Genomic DNA, 13,619 nt, shown 5'->3' on the forward strand with positions numbered 1-13,619 from the left:
GTTTAAGCCCCCATTATCGGTAGATGAATACTAATTGTAGTGTATTGGTTTGGCACAAAATCGATAGCAACGCCAAACTGGCTACCAAACATATTTTGAATACGTTTATCGACAATATTCATACCGAGCCCTTCGCTGTTAGGTTTCGGTTTATAAAGGCCCGCGTTATCCGTGACTGACAATAATAAACTATCGTCTGCAAGTTGTGCGCCTCTTACTGTTATCAATCCAGAATCCAGCATATTCGATGTGCCATGCTTAACTGCATTCTCGATGATGGGCTGCAAGGTAAATGCGGGCAATTTACAATGAAGCAATGATTGTGGAATATTAATATTGACGGTTAATTTGTCGATAAAGCGTGCTTTCTCAATGGTTAAATATGAATCTATGTGTTCTAGTTCATCAGCCAGAGTCACTAATCCGGTCGTACGTTTTAAATTAATGCGAAGAAACTGCGATAGATTTTGGATAAGTTGCCGAGCGGTATTGGGATCGCGGCGAACAATCGCGGCAATGGTATTAAGCGCATTAAATAGAAAGTGTGGATTAACTTGTGCTTGCAGCAACTTAAGCTCAGCTTGGGTCAGTAGGTTTTGCTGTGCAGTAAAGCGGCCGTAAAGAATTTGATTAGATAGTAAGCGGCCTAATCCTTCACCTAAGCTACGGTTAATATTTAAAAATAATTTATTTTTAGGTTCGTAGAGTTTAATCGTGCCGATAACTTCAGCGTCAGAGCGTAGCGGGATCACTAAGCAAGAGCCGAGCTGACAACTGTGGGAAATAGAACAGGAATAGGGCATGTTAACCCCATCTGCGAACATAACTTTATCTTGTTCAATGGCATCTTGAGTCAATTGAGACGAAATAGGCGTACCAGCAATATGGTGATCATCTCCGATACCACAAAAGGCGAGTAGTTTCTCGGTATCCGTTATGGCGACCGCGCCGACTTGGGTTTCTTGTTTGACAATTTGCGCGACTTGTTTACAGCTATCTTCGGTAAATCCAGTTGATAAAATACCGACGCTGCGCTCGGCTATCCGTAACGATTGAGTGGAAAATACCGACGACATTTTGTCGTACATGGCTTTTTGATCGCGGATAATACTCATAAACAGTGCGGCGCCAACTGAATTGATTAGCAACATAGGTAGGGCGATTTGCTCAACCAGCCACCAAGCTTCATCAAAAGGTTTAGCAACCGATAGGATCACCAGCATCTGCATCACCTCTGCCGCAAAAGTGATAACGCATACCATAAGCGGCGAGTAGATTAGCTCTTGCTGGCCAATTCGGCGCAGATAGTAGCTAAACAAGCCGGCGGATAAGCCTTCTAATGTTGTCGAAATCGCACAGGCCACATCGGTAAATCCGCCCATGCTGTATCTATGTAGGCCACCGGTTAAGCCGACTAAAAAACCGGTAACTGGACCGCCTAATAATCCGCCTAAGACTGCTCCCATTGCCCGAGTATTAGCGATGGCATCATTGGTTTGCTCACCAAAATAGGTGGCCATGATGCAAAAACCAGAGAAAATAAAGTAGATATAAACCTTGTGCGGTAATCGAGTCGCAGCTTCGGTAAAGACTTTAAATAAAGGCGTTTTACTCAAAAGGTAGACAATCACCATGTACAGGCTCATCTGTTGTGTAAGTAATAAAATTAACGACATGACGGACCTATTTTACAATATTGATTGCGTGATAATGATTTGATAACAGTAAAAGCGGCGTATGCGGCCAAGGTGTTAGCTGAGCTGAATCGCTAATATAATGCGTTTCTATGGATTATTCCTACAAAATTTTACTCGTAATGGTGTGACTGCCAAGCAGATCAAAGTTTTGAGTGTTGAGATAGCGTATAAAGTGCTTAATATATACATCTTATGTAGAGGAAATATGTCAATTTCTATTCATGGTCACCAAGTGATGGAGCTAATGCTTGCTCATGGCGAGTCATTAACTAAAGAAGCGTTAAAATCGAAAATGTATACCGAATTTGGTGAACAGGCCCGTTATCATACTTGTTCAGCAGCAGAGATGGATGCCGATGAGTTAATTGCTTTTCTTGAGAAAAAGGGCAAGTTTATCCATTCTGAGGCTGGAATTGAGACTGCCGCTGATAAAATTTGTAATCACTAGACCTTGCTATTTAATAGCATATAAAAAACCTGCTGATGCAGGTTTTTTATTAGATAGCTTGTGGGTGCATGTTTATAGCAATCTCATGGTTAGTACGATTGGTATTACATGCGAATCAAATAAGCTGAAGCGCAATATGGTGGCCGGTATCATCTAAGGGGAAACAGCGGCAAACCTGACCTTTTACGATGTTTTGGTTATCTTTCCCCGCATTAAACGTGATGGCAATTAAGGTGCCTAACGGTAGCGCTTGGGAACATTTTAACAGCGCCCCTTTTCGAGACAGATCAATACATATCGCCTCAGAGGGTTTAGTGATGATGTCTAAATCACTTTGTATTGCAATGATGACTTTCTCATACTCCATATCAACACGTGCCGAACTGCGCCTTTCTTCACGATAGCTTTCCATACTCTATAATCCTTTCACTGTTTAGCTCGTCTTGCTAGTAGCTTAAAGATCTTAATAATATAAAGTCAATATTGATAACAGGCTATATTTATAAATGAGTTAACGACTTATTCGTTTTTTAGCCACAATAAAAAACGCCTGAAGAGTTATCTTCAGGCGTTATCTTTATAGGTCTTCTTCTTTAGGGCGGGGGTAGGGTAGTTTGAGTTGTCCCCAGCGGATCACAATCACGGTCGCAGCAAGAATAAGTGTAGAGAGAGAGATCGCAGTAATACGCCAATCATCCATGGCTTTCATATCTAAAATGAGATAACGCGCCAGTGCGACAATGGCAATATACAGTGGCATACGGATCGGCAATTTACCCGACTCCGCGTAGTGCGATACCATCGCAAGTACTTCTAAGTAAATAAACAATAACAGTAGATCCGCGAGTGTTACGGCACCCACATCAAAAATATGTTTAATTTCTTGTCCAATCGCAACAACCGTTGCGATTGCAATAATGATTAATACGAGATGTTCAATGGCTTTGATACTGGCAATGCCATATTTTCGATACATTTTATCCATGATGTTCCCTAATACAGTCGTTTGATAAAGGGTACCAGCAAATTAAAATAATGTGACATTATCGATGTGACACTATTCACAATTGCGCTTGATAATTCTCGCTAACAGCGTTGTTAAATCACAGGTTATAGTGGAACCCATAACGCTTGCCTATTTAGTTTAGCCTTTTGTTTAATATAGTAACAAAATTGGTACAGGTGTTATTGTCTCAACCCTATTAAAATATGTGCTGATTTGGCGGCAACTCAAAACTTTTTAGGCAACCGCTGCATTTGCTCCTCGGCTCTAGCATCCTCAGTAACTGCTCCTAGGTTACTTTAACTTCCTGAATTCATATGGTCGTGCGATAGAGGCATTTACCACATTCCTGTCGCTAGCGGATGAGTGAAGCTTATCGTTATTCTAGCCTCTAGCCTCTAGTCTCTAGTCTCTAGCCTCTAGCCTTTAAGTTCTGCATTGCCTGAATCTAATAGGGGAATAACCATTTCAACTATGTATCTTGAATTGAACAGTAAAGCGCTCTGAATTGATATTTAATCGATTTGGGATTACTCGATTTTATTATGGCTATTATTGATCATGTGGGCAAAAGGTAAGTTTGCTTAGGTGAATCGCGGCTAAAAAAAGGCATAAAAAAACCGCCTAAGTGGCGGTTTTAAGTATCATCTTAAGCTAATTAACGCTTAAGAGCTTCGCTCAATAATGGGCGGAATGCTTTAACTAGTGCTGTTGTTGTTTTAGGAGTACCAGCAACAATGTTACCTGAAACTAGGTAGTTGTGGTTACCCGTAAAGTCGGTAACAGTACCGCCAGCTTCACGTACGATAAGATCGCCTGCAGCGATATCCCATGGCTTAAGACCGATTTCAAAGAAACCATCTAAACGGCCAGCAGCAAGGTAAGCTAGATCAAGTGCAGCAGAACCTCCGCGACGTAGATCAGCTGATTGGCTAAATGCAGTTGCGAACAACTTCATGTAAGTTTCAGTGTGTTGTTTAGCTTTGAATGGGAAACCAGTACCGATGATAGTTTCGCTCAATTCTTTATTGGCAACACGGATACGGAAATCGTTAAGCTTAGCGAATTTACCGCGTACAGCAGAGAACAATTCATCACGGATAGGATCGTAAACAACAGCAACTTCGGTTTTGCCTTTGAACTGCATCGCAATAGATACAGCAAAGTGAGGAATACCTCTTACGAAGTTATTTGTGCCATCCAGAGGGTCAACAATCCAAACGTAATCTTTGTTAGAACCTTTGTTCTCGCCAGTCTCTTCACCAATGATAGTGTGGTCTGGGTAAGCCTTACGGATCTGATACGTGATTGCAGCTTCAGCTTCCTTGTCTACGTTAGTTACGTAGTCGTTAACACCTTTAGAGGTGACTTCTATACGGTCTAGTTCCGCATAAGCGCGGACAATAGTTTGGCCGGCAGCGCGAGCAGCGCGCACAGCAATGGTATGCATTGGAAGCATTGCAAATCCCCTGGATGTAAAAGAACGGATATAAATTATCGGAGGCGGATTATACTCTATTTGGTCGTTATATCAAATGCTGATTTTTGTATAAGCAAAATGAGTCGCTTGTGGTAACATAATTTCACGTGTTCTCTCAGAAAATTAAGTAGTTTCATGCTCAGCAATATTCGCGTCGTTCTTGTCGGTACTTCCCACCCAGGGAATATAGGTTCTACAGCCCGTGCTATGAAAACCATGGGGTTATCCACTTTATATCTTGCTGAGCCAAAGGTTGAGCCAGATGGTCATTCGATCGCGTTAGCGGCTGGTGCATCGGATATTCTAAAGCATGCGATTACCGTAGGCTCAGTAGAAGAAGCCATTGCAGATTGTAGCTTAGTGATTGCAACAAGTGCTCGTAGCCGTACCTTAGACTGGCCGATGCTTGAGCCACGTGAAGCGGGTGAGAAATTAGTCGGCTCAGCATTAACCGGCCCAGTAGCTATCGTATTTGGACGTGAAAATAACGGCCTAACGAATGAAGAGCTACAGCGCTGTGATTATCATGTTGCTATTCCTGCTAACCCAGAATACACCTCATTGAACCTGGCACAAGCAGTGCAGATTATCTGTTATGAGGCACGGGTAGCGCACCTTGCGCAAGTGCAAAGTAGCGCAGAGCCTGTTCAAACTGTTGATAGTGAGGACACTCTAGTTGATTTTCCATCATCAAAAGAGCGTGAAAACTTCTATGAGCACTTAGAAAATACATTACTAGCCACTAACTTTATTGTTAAAAACCATCCTGGCCATGTAATGATGAAGCTGCGTCGTTTATTTAGTCGTACTAGAATTGAACGTCAAGAGATGAACATCTTGCGCGGAATATTGACCTCGATTGATAAAGTCGCTGCCAAGAATGAGACCAAAGAGAAGTAAAGAACATTAAGCAAAGGAAATAGCTAAATGGGTGTTATCGCAAGATTGAAAGACGACATAGCCTCTATTTACCATAGAGATCCAGCCGCGAACGGTACCATTGAAATTTTATTCAATTATCCGGGAATGCAGGCTATTTGGATCCACAGGGTGAGTCATAAACTCTGGGTCAGAAATTGGCGACTTTCAGCGCGATGTTTATCGACATTTTCTCGTTGGCTAACGGGAGTCGAGATCCACCCTGGTGCCACTATTGGTGACCGCTTTTTCATTGATCACGGCATGGGGGTGGTTATTGGCGAAACCGCTAATATCGGCAATGATTGTACCCTTTACCATGGCGTTACCTTAGGCGGCACAACTTGGCAGGCGGGTAAACGTCACCCTACATTAGGCAATAATGTGGTGATTGGTGCGGGCGCTAAGATTTTAGGCCCTATTACCATGAATGATGGCGCGCGCGTTGGCTCAAACTCTGTAGTGGTTAAAGATGTGCCCGTCGATACCACTGTGGTGGGTATTCCTGGTCGAGTCGTTGCAACGCCATCGGCTCAGTCAAAAGAAACGTCGCAACGTCGCACTGAAATGGCAAAAAAGTATGGTTTCGATGCTTACGCGGTATCGCCAGATAATCCTGATCCGGTTGCCAATGCCATTGGGCAAATGCTTGATCATATGCATTTGATGGATTCAAAGGTTCAAGAAGTCTGCCAGGCAGTACAAACTTTAGGCGGAAGCGTTTGCACAGAGAAGCTACCAGAGCTGGATGTGGAAGATTTCAATGATGCAGAAATTGCGGCAGCGCAGAAACGTCAGAAGTCATTAGATGAGTTTGATCCCATTATCTAGAACAATGTGCGTTTAAAATCCTAAATGCCATTGAATCTTGCCTAATAAACAGGTTAAATACCCCAGCAAAATGACGGGGTATTTAATTCTTGTCATGATCCTATTAATACCTGACCAAATTGCTAGGCTTTATACTTGACTAAAACAGTCGGGTATGTTGAAATTAGCCTAAGCTTTTTTGGGAGACGTAGTAGCATGAAACTTACATCGAAAGGTCGGTACGCAGTAACTGCAATGTTAGACGTTGCCATGCATTCAACTAATGGTCCTGTACCATTGGCCGATATTTCCGAGCGTCAAGGGATCTCTCTATCTTACCTCGAACAACTCTTTGCAAAACTCAGAAAAAATGGTTTGGTTTCAAGTGTCCGTGGACCTGGTGGTGGATATCGCCTAGGTACAGATGCTTGCGACATTTCCGTTGGAATGGTTGTACGTGCGGTTGATGAGTCCGTCGATGCAACACGCTGCCAAGGTCAAGGTAATTGCCAGAGTGGAACACGTTGTTTAACCCATTCGCTTTGGGGAGATTTAAGTAATCAGATCTCTGATTTCTTAAATGGCATATCGTTAGCAGGATTGATGCATAAGAGAGATGTGCAGTTTATCTCCGTTAAACAAGATAAATTGCAGCAGGAGCAAAGACTCAGCATCTAAGCAGTCTTTGTTATGAATATAAAAATTATTTTTTGTACGTTGTAAGTGGTCTCCAGCTGAGGCTACAAAGTACGGAGTGTGTGATGAAGCTACCTATCTATTTAGATTATGCTGCGACGACGCCGGTTGACCCTCGCGTTGCAGAGAAAATGATGCAGTGTCTGACTATGGACGGCATTTTCGGTAATCCAGCGTCTCGTTCTCACCGTTACGGTTGGCAAGCTGAAGAAGCTGTCGATATCGCTCGTAACCAAGTCGCAGATTTAATTAACGCCGATCCTCGTGAAATCGTGTTTACTTCAGGTGCGACTGAGTCTGATAACTTAGCGATTAAAGGTGTGGCTCACTTCTATCATAAGAAGGGCAAGCACATCATCACCAGCAAGACTGAACACAAAGCCGTGTTAGATACGTGTCGCCAACTTGAGCGTGAAGGTTACGAAGTGACTTACCTTCAACCTGAGCCAAGTGGCCTAATTCCAGTTGCTATGATTGAAGCGGCTATGCGTGAAGACACTATTTTAGTCAGCATCATGCAAGTGAATAACGAAATCGGTGTGATTCAAGATATTGATGCGATTGGCGAACTTTGTCGTTCACGTAAAATCATATTCCATGTCGATGCGGCGCAAAGCGCAGGTAAATTACCTATCGATGTGCAAAGCACTAAAGTGGATTTAATGTCTATTTCTGGACACAAAATGTACGGACCTAAAGGTATCGGTGCACTTTATGTCAGTCGTAAGCCACGTATTCGCCTAGAAGCTGCGATGCACGGTGGTGGACACGAGCGTGGTATGCGTAGTGGTACACTTGCGACGCACCAAATCGTGGGTATGGGTGAAGCCGCTGCCATAGCGAAAGCCGATATGGTCGTTGATAACGAACGTATTGCTCGTCTACGCGACAAGCTATGGAACGGTATTAACCACATCGAAGAAACCTATATTAATGGTGATGTGGAAAAAAGAGCCTGCGGTAGCCTCAACGTGAGCTTCAACTTCGTTGAAGGTGAATCATTGATGATGGCGTTGAAAGACTTAGCCGTATCATCAGGTTCAGCCTGTACTTCTGCAAGCTTAGAGCCAAGTTATGTTCTGCGTGCACTAGGCTTGAATGACGAAATGGCTCACAGTTCAATCCGATTCTCAATCGGTCGCTTTACGACTGACGAAGAGATCGACCATGCAATAGAAACGATTAAAGAATCTATTGGTAATTTAAGGGAAATGTCGCCGCTTTGGGAAATGTTCAAAGACGGTATCGATCTGGACTCAGTCCAGTGGGCACATCACTAACCTTAACTTAATTCACGAATAGATAAATTGGAGTAGTATCATGGCTTATAGCGAAAAAGTAATCGATCATTATGAAAACCCGCGTAACGTAGGTTCATTTGACAAAAATGACCCTTCAGTTGTAACCGGAATGGTTGGTGCACCAGCTTGTGGTGACGTAATGAAGCTACAATTGCGCATCAACGATGACGGTATCATCGAAGACGCCAAGTTCAAGACATACGGTTGTGGTAGTGCAATCGCTTCTAGCTCACTGGTAACCGAGTGGGTAAAAGGCAAAACAGTTGCTGAAGCGCTAGCAATCAAAAACACCGATATTGCTGAAGAGCTAGCATTACCACCAGTTAAAATCCATTGTTCGATTTTGGCTGAAGATGCGATCAAAGCTGCTCTAGACGAGTACAAAACAAAGCAATCTAAGTAATACTTGGAGTTAAGATGGCAATTAGTATCACTCCCGCCGCGGCAGACCGAGTTAGAAGTTTTTTAGCTAGCCGTGGTAAAGGTCTGGGCTTACGTCTAGGGCTTAAGACATCAGGCTGCTCTGGTATGGCATACGTACTGGAGTTTGTTGATGATCTTAATGACGACGATGAGCTCTATGATATCGATGGTGTTAAAATCATCATCGATGCCAAAAGCTTTATCTATCTCCAAGGGATTGAGTTGGACTTTGTTAAAGAAGGTCTAAACGAAGGTTTCCAATTTAATAACCCTAATGCGAAAGGTGAATGTGGCTGCGGTGAGAGTTTTACCGTATAAGCCATTTAAAGTTAAACTATGAATTATTTCGAGCTGTTTAGTTTACCTTCTTCCTATGATGTCGACACCGCCTTACTTGCAGAGCGCTACCGCGATCTGCAAAGGGCGGTTCATCCCGACAAATTTGCTAATGCAAGTGAGCAAGATAAACGTCTTTCTGTGCAGCGTACCGCACAAGTCAATGATGCTTTTCAAACACTCAAAAATCCCATTCAAAGAGCTGAGCACTTGCTTGCATTGAAAGGGCTAGAGTTGAGCCACGAATCTACCACATTAAAAGATACTCAATTTTTAATGCAACAGATGCAGTGGCGTGAATCACTTGAAGATATCCGTCACTGTGATGATCCCGATGAAGAGGTCGCCGCGCTTTATGACTCTTTTGAGCAATACGCGAAACAGATCACAGCAGCGCTAAAAGCGTTGCTACTGAGTGATCTTGAAACGGATCATTTGCAGGCAGCAGATCAAATTCGTAAACTTAAGTTTATGGCAAAATTACAAGACGAGTTGACGAGAGTGGAAGATGCGCTCTTAGATTAGTCAGCTATGTTAATTTTATAATATTGTTGGCTCAAGTCGTTGAGCCAACATTTTTTTAAGTTGGATATTTATGGCACTTTTGCAGATAGCAGAGCCTGGACAGAGCGCTGCTCCCCACCAACATCGTCTCGCTGTTGGGATCGATTTAGGCACCACTAACTCACTTGTTGCTGCGGTACGTAGCGGCGTGGCGAATACGTTACCCGATGAAGATTCACAGCATTCATTGCCTTCTGTCGTCCGTTATACCCAAAATGTTGTAATGGTAGGGCGCGAAGCCGAAGCTTTTTCAGCTCAAGATCCGCAAAATACCATAGTGTCAGTTAAACGCTTTATGGGCCGTAGTCTCGACGATATTCAGTCGAGCGAACAATCATTTGCTTACTCTTTCGAAGCAAGCGAAAACGGTTTGCCGATTTTTGTGACCCCTCAAGGTAAAGTCAATCCGGTACAAGTTTCAGCTGAAATTTTAAAACCGCTTGTCGCGCGTGCAGAATCAACACTGGGTGGCACATTAGAAGGTGTAGTGATCACTGTGCCTGCCTACTTTGATGATGCCCAGCGCCAAGGTACTAAAGATGCGGCAGCGTTAACAGGCGTTAAAGTATTACGTCTGTTGAACGAGCCAACAGCCGCAGCAATCGCCTATGGTTTAGATTCAGGTCAAGAAGGCGTTATCGCTGTTTATGACTTAGGCGGTGGTACGTTTGATATCTCTATATTACGCTTAAATAAAGGCGTATTTGAGGTACTCGCGACGGGTGGTGATTCAGCATTAGGCGGTGATGACTTCGACCATATGCTACAACACTATTTTACTGAACAGTGGCAGTTAACGAATGTTAGCGCCAGTATGACGCGTAAGATGCAGATTGAAGCTAGACGCGTAAAAGAAGCTTTAACAGAGTCTAATGAGACCTTAGCTAGTGTCGTTGATGGTGAAGGCACAACGCTGACGTTAACCGTTAGCCGCGAGCTGTTTGATAGTTTAATCAGCCAGTTAGTTAAAAAGACCATAAGTAGTTGCCGCCGCGCTCTGCGTGACGCTGGCGTAAGCCGCGATGAAGTACTCGAAATCGTTATGGTGGGTGGCTCTACTCGAGTGCCGTTAGTGCGCCAAGAAGTTGAAAACTTCATGGGGAAAATGCCGCTGACTTCTATTGATCCTGATCGCGTAGTTGCGATTGGTGCCGCGATTCAAGCTGATATTCTAGTAGGCAATAAGCCAGAATCGGACTTATTACTGTTAGACGTTATTCCATTGTCACTGGGTATTGAGACCATGGGCGGCTTAGTTGAAAAGGTCGTTTCACGTAATACCACTATTCCAGTTGCTCGGGCACAGGAGTTTACTACTTTTAAAGATGGTCAAACGGCGATGGCATTTCACGTGGTTCAAGGTGAGCGTGAGCTAGTGGCTGATTGCCGATCACTTGCTAGATTTACGTTAAAAGGTATTCCACCGCTTGCTGCAGGTGCAGCGCATATCCGGGTGACTTTCCAAGTTGATGCGGATGGCTTACTTAGTGTCACCGCTATGGAAAAATCAACGGGTGTGAAAACCACGATACAAGTTAAGCCGTCATTTGGCCTAAGTGATCAAGAAATTGGCAGCATGCTAAAAGACTCTATGGCAAACGCCAAAGATGACATTACACGTCGGATGCTGGCAGAAAAACAAGTAGAAGCGGCTCGCGTACTTGAGTCATTAAGTTCAGCTCTAAATAAAGACAGCGACTTATTGACGACAGATGAACGTGAAGTGATTCAAGCTAATATGGCCTTGTTGGCTCAGATAGCTAGCGAAGGCGATGCTGACGCGATAGAAGCCGCTATCGAAACACTAGATACAGCGACGCAGGACTTTGCTGCTAAGCGTATGGATAATTCAATACGACTCGCTCTAAAAGGGCAGTCGGTTGACAATATATAGGTAAGGTTATGCCACAAATTGTATTTTTACCCCATGAAGAGTTATGTCCGGATGGCGCAGTAGTTGAAGCGAATGTCGGCGAAACAGTATTAGACGTTGCACTGCGTAACGGTATTCATATCGAGCACGCCTGTGAAAAATCATGTGCATGTACGACTTGTCACGTAATTATTCGTGAAGGTTTTGACGAACTTGAAGAAAGCGATGAGCTAGAAGATGACATGCTTGATAAAGCGTGGGGCTTAGAGCCTGAAAGCCGTCTTTCTTGCCAAGCAAAAGTGCCCGCTTCAGATATCGTTGTTGATATCCCCAAATACACGATTAACATGGTTAGCGAAGGCTAATTATTACGCATTAGCGTTTAATCGTGTGTTTGTGTAAAGCCAGTAGCTAAGTCTACTGGCTTTTTTGTTTTCGGCTCTAAACCACTGACCACTTATAAGCTGAATCATTACTAATAGCGATTGGTATTAGGTTTTGCCTGCAGCAAGGTACTGAAAGTTCTGCAGTTTGCTGTGTCAGAGAGCAACGAGAGCCTAGATATACTGCAATGACTGATATTAGCAGTGTTAGTTTGTAATGATGACATCCTCTTACTGTTGCCACTATTGAGTTGTAGCAGCATCAGCAAAAAAAGGATTTTTCCGCAGATCACTGGCACTCATGGTGCGGTGTCTTATACTCAAAATAGGTGAGCGATAAGGACAAGACTATGAAGCTTAAGTGGATAGATTCATTAGAAATAGCATTATATTTACTGGAAAAGTACCCAGAGGTTAATCCAGAACAAATTCGTTTTACTGACCTTAGTGAGTGGGTACTTAGTTTAGATAGCTTTGATGATGACCCAAATCATTGTAACGAACGAGTGTTAGAGGCTATTCAAGCTAACTGGATCGCTGAAAGATGAATCAATTGAACCTAGCGTTCAAAAAGCGTGATCTAGATCCCGTCTGTTGGTGATTAAAACAACAATGACGATTAGAGTTGATCAGTATCAAAGGTATTTACTGTAATTGGTCTAAATTTGGGGCTGTGTACTGATGAACTTAATATTAACTCATCGATTTGAATCAATTTTAAAAGGGATGTTAGCATGCGTAAGTTGTTATTATTAAACATAATGCTGTTATTGCCGTCAGTGGCGTTTGCACATGATGGGCATGGTGGTGTAGGTCTATTTCATCATTTTCTTGAACTCGTACCTGTATTAGGCCTGTTAGCAGTTGTTGCGGCAGGGGTGATTTGGGTTAAAAAACGTAAATAATATGCTTATATACGATTAGCTAAATTTCTGGCTAATCGTTTAGCTGTGGTGAATATAGTCGATTAATTCGTTTTTCATTGCGCGAAAGTGTGATGAATGCCTCTAATATTAATTCTGATATAAGACGTATCTCAATTAGATAGCCCTCTAAGGGTAGGCAATAGGCCTATAATTTCGTATAATCCGCGCGAAAATTAAAACCCTATATTCAACAAGGAAGCTTTTCATGGCTATCGAACGTACTTTTTCTATCATCAAGCCTGATGCTGTTGCAAAAAATCACATTGGCGCTATCTATAACCGTTTTGAAACGGCTGGCCTGAAAATCATCGCTTCTAAAATGGTTCACCTAAGCAAAGAACAAGCTGAAGGTTTTTACGCTGAGCACAGTGAGCGTCCATTCTTTGGTGCACTAGTTGCATTCATGACTTCTGGTCCTATCATGGTTCAGACTCTTGAAGGCGAGAACGCCGTTCTTGCTCACCGTGAAATCCTAGGCGCGACTAACCCAGCTGAAGCGGTTGAAGGCACAATCCGTGCAGATTTCGCTGAAAGCATCGATGAGAACGCTGCCCACGGTTCTGATTCAGTAGCTTCTGCAGAGCGTGAAGTGGCTTACTTCTTCAGTACTGAAGAGCTATGCCCACGCACTCGTTAATACGAACGCGTAAAAAAAGGAGCCTCAAGGCTCCTTTTTTTTACCTGTTGAAAGCGTAGCATTCAAGATAAGACACATTCGCTGCTGTAGCTTTATCCCTTTCTTTTGTTAACTATCTGATTCA

The 13,619-nt window shown here is 43.1% G+C and carries 17 protein-coding genes; 13 read left to right on the forward strand and 4 right to left on the reverse strand.

Features of this window, described 5'->3' with window-relative positions; genetic code table 11:
• Positions 1-2 precede the first annotated feature (2 nt).
• Complete coding sequence (locus tag ACVBIL_RS01450; protein ID WP_447165211.1) at positions 3-1,676, reverse strand: LytS/YhcK type 5TM receptor domain-containing protein; 1,674 nt, start codon at positions 1,674-1,676, stop codon at positions 3-5.
• A 226-nt stretch (positions 1,677-1,902) separates the two neighbouring features.
• Between ACVBIL_RS01450 and ACVBIL_RS01455 the strand changes: the two genes are divergently transcribed.
• Entirely contained in the window at positions 1,903-2,145 is a 243-nt protein-coding gene (locus ACVBIL_RS01455) for a YecH family metal-binding protein (protein WP_447165212.1), read from the forward strand.
• A 115-nt stretch (positions 2,146-2,260) separates the two neighbouring features.
• Here the strand turns inward: ACVBIL_RS01455 and ACVBIL_RS01460 are convergent, their stop codons facing one another.
• The 3 genes from ACVBIL_RS01460 to suhB form a co-directional block, all read right to left on the reverse strand.
• Complete coding sequence (locus ACVBIL_RS01460; RefSeq protein WP_447165213.1) at positions 2,261-2,557, reverse strand: PilZ domain-containing protein; 297 nt, start codon at positions 2,555-2,557, stop codon at positions 2,261-2,263.
• A gap of 165 nt (positions 2,558-2,722) precedes the next feature.
• Positions 2,723-3,130, reverse strand: coding sequence for a phosphate-starvation-inducible protein PsiE (locus ACVBIL_RS01465; RefSeq protein ID WP_447165214.1), 408 nt, complete (start codon positions 3,128-3,130; stop codon positions 2,723-2,725).
• 676 nt (positions 3,131-3,806) lie between these two features.
• Positions 3,807-4,607, reverse strand: a complete 801-nt coding sequence (gene suhB / locus ACVBIL_RS01470) for an inositol-1-monophosphatase (protein WP_447165215.1) — start codon at positions 4,605-4,607, stop codon at positions 3,807-3,809.
• A gap of 156 nt (positions 4,608-4,763) precedes the next feature.
• Here suhB and trmJ point away from each other — a divergent pair, with 156 nt between their 5' ends.
• The 12 genes from trmJ to ndk all read left to right on the forward strand — a co-directional run bounded on the left by trmJ (position 4,764) and on the right by ndk (position 13,495).
• Complete coding sequence (gene trmJ / locus ACVBIL_RS01475) at positions 4,764-5,528, forward strand: tRNA (cytosine(32)/uridine(32)-2'-O)-methyltransferase TrmJ (protein WP_447165216.1); 765 nt, start codon at positions 4,764-4,766, stop codon at positions 5,526-5,528.
• A 27-nt stretch (positions 5,529-5,555) separates the two neighbouring features.
• Complete coding sequence (cysE, locus tag ACVBIL_RS01480; protein ID WP_447165217.1) at positions 5,556-6,377, forward strand: serine O-acetyltransferase; 822 nt, start codon at positions 5,556-5,558, stop codon at positions 6,375-6,377.
• Between the two features lie 195 nt (positions 6,378-6,572).
• Positions 6,573-7,034, forward strand: a complete 462-nt coding sequence (gene iscR, locus ACVBIL_RS01485; RefSeq protein ID WP_220770735.1) for a Fe-S cluster assembly transcriptional regulator IscR — start codon at positions 6,573-6,575, stop codon at positions 7,032-7,034.
• A gap of 83 nt (positions 7,035-7,117) precedes the next feature.
• Positions 7,118-8,332: an IscS subfamily cysteine desulfurase gene (locus ACVBIL_RS01490; protein ID WP_447165218.1), complete on the forward strand. Its 1,215-nt coding sequence runs from the start codon at positions 7,118-7,120 to the stop codon at positions 8,330-8,332.
• A 40-nt stretch (positions 8,333-8,372) separates the two neighbouring features.
• Entirely contained in the window at positions 8,373-8,756 is a 384-nt protein-coding gene (gene iscU / locus ACVBIL_RS01495) for a Fe-S cluster assembly scaffold IscU (RefSeq protein ID WP_447165219.1), read from the forward strand.
• Between the two features lie 14 nt (positions 8,757-8,770).
• Positions 8,771-9,094 (forward strand): iron-sulfur cluster assembly protein IscA, encoded by a 324-nt coding sequence (gene iscA / locus ACVBIL_RS01500; RefSeq protein ID WP_447165220.1) that lies wholly within the window; start codon positions 8,771-8,773, stop codon positions 9,092-9,094.
• A gap of 18 nt (positions 9,095-9,112) precedes the next feature.
• Positions 9,113-9,637 carry a co-chaperone HscB gene (hscB, locus tag ACVBIL_RS01505; protein ID WP_447165221.1) on the forward strand — a complete coding sequence of 175 codons (525 nt, stop codon included), beginning with the start codon at positions 9,113-9,115 and terminating at the stop codon, positions 9,635-9,637.
• A 70-nt stretch (positions 9,638-9,707) separates the two neighbouring features.
• Positions 9,708-11,570, forward strand: coding sequence for a Fe-S protein assembly chaperone HscA (gene hscA, locus ACVBIL_RS01510; RefSeq protein ID WP_447165222.1), 1,863 nt, complete (start codon positions 9,708-9,710; stop codon positions 11,568-11,570).
• A gap of 8 nt (positions 11,571-11,578) precedes the next feature.
• On the forward strand, positions 11,579-11,914 hold the full coding sequence (gene fdx / locus ACVBIL_RS01515) for an ISC system 2Fe-2S type ferredoxin (RefSeq protein WP_447165223.1): 336 nt from the start codon (positions 11,579-11,581) through the stop codon (positions 11,912-11,914).
• Between the two features lie 368 nt (positions 11,915-12,282).
• Positions 12,283-12,480 (forward strand): Fe-S cluster assembly protein IscX, encoded by a 198-nt coding sequence (gene iscX, locus ACVBIL_RS01520; RefSeq protein WP_447165224.1) that lies wholly within the window; start codon positions 12,283-12,285, stop codon positions 12,478-12,480.
• Positions 12,481-12,666: 186 nt separating this feature from the next.
• The gene (locus ACVBIL_RS01525; RefSeq protein WP_447165225.1) at positions 12,667-12,837 is read left to right on the forward strand and encodes a hypothetical protein; all 171 of its coding nucleotides are present in this window, start codon (positions 12,667-12,669) and stop codon (positions 12,835-12,837) included.
• A 226-nt stretch (positions 12,838-13,063) separates the two neighbouring features.
• Positions 13,064-13,495 carry a nucleoside-diphosphate kinase gene (gene ndk, locus ACVBIL_RS01530; protein ID WP_447165226.1) on the forward strand — a complete coding sequence of 144 codons (432 nt, stop codon included), beginning with the start codon at positions 13,064-13,066 and terminating at the stop codon, positions 13,493-13,495.
• The last annotated feature ends 124 nt before the right edge of the window (positions 13,496-13,619 follow it).

Source organism: Shewanella sp. 125m-7 (genome assembly GCF_052977045.1).

Coding starts and splice junctions, on each gene's coding strand:
- ACVBIL_RS01450 (WP_447165211.1), bottom strand. CDS start 1,676: ATGTCGTTAATTTTATTACTTACACAACAGATGAGCCTGTACATGGTG.
- ACVBIL_RS01455 (WP_447165212.1), top strand. CDS start 1,903: ATGTCAATTTCTATTCATGGTCACCAAGTGATGGAGCTAATGCTTGCT.
- ACVBIL_RS01460 (WP_447165213.1), bottom strand. CDS start 2,557: ATGGAAAGCTATCGTGAAGAAAGGCGCAGTTCGGCACGTGTTGATATG.
- ACVBIL_RS01465 (WP_447165214.1), bottom strand. CDS start 3,130: ATGGATAAAATGTATCGAAAATATGGCATTGCCAGTATCAAAGCCATT.
- suhB (WP_447165215.1), bottom strand. CDS start 4,607: ATGCTTCCAATGCATACCATTGCTGTGCGCGCTGCTCGCGCTGCCGGC.
- trmJ (WP_447165216.1), top strand. CDS start 4,764: ATGCTCAGCAATATTCGCGTCGTTCTTGTCGGTACTTCCCACCCAGGG.
- cysE (WP_447165217.1), top strand. CDS start 5,556: ATGGGTGTTATCGCAAGATTGAAAGACGACATAGCCTCTATTTACCAT.
- iscR (WP_220770735.1), top strand. CDS start 6,573: ATGAAACTTACATCGAAAGGTCGGTACGCAGTAACTGCAATGTTAGAC.
- ACVBIL_RS01490 (WP_447165218.1), top strand. CDS start 7,118: ATGAAGCTACCTATCTATTTAGATTATGCTGCGACGACGCCGGTTGAC.
- iscU (WP_447165219.1), top strand. CDS start 8,373: ATGGCTTATAGCGAAAAAGTAATCGATCATTATGAAAACCCGCGTAAC.
- iscA (WP_447165220.1), top strand. CDS start 8,771: ATGGCAATTAGTATCACTCCCGCCGCGGCAGACCGAGTTAGAAGTTTT.
- hscB (WP_447165221.1), top strand. CDS start 9,113: ATGAATTATTTCGAGCTGTTTAGTTTACCTTCTTCCTATGATGTCGAC.
- hscA (WP_447165222.1), top strand. CDS start 9,708: ATGGCACTTTTGCAGATAGCAGAGCCTGGACAGAGCGCTGCTCCCCAC.
- fdx (WP_447165223.1), top strand. CDS start 11,579: ATGCCACAAATTGTATTTTTACCCCATGAAGAGTTATGTCCGGATGGC.
- iscX (WP_447165224.1), top strand. CDS start 12,283: ATGAAGCTTAAGTGGATAGATTCATTAGAAATAGCATTATATTTACTG.
- ACVBIL_RS01525 (WP_447165225.1), top strand. CDS start 12,667: ATGCGTAAGTTGTTATTATTAAACATAATGCTGTTATTGCCGTCAGTG.
- ndk (WP_447165226.1), top strand. CDS start 13,064: ATGGCTATCGAACGTACTTTTTCTATCATCAAGCCTGATGCTGTTGCA.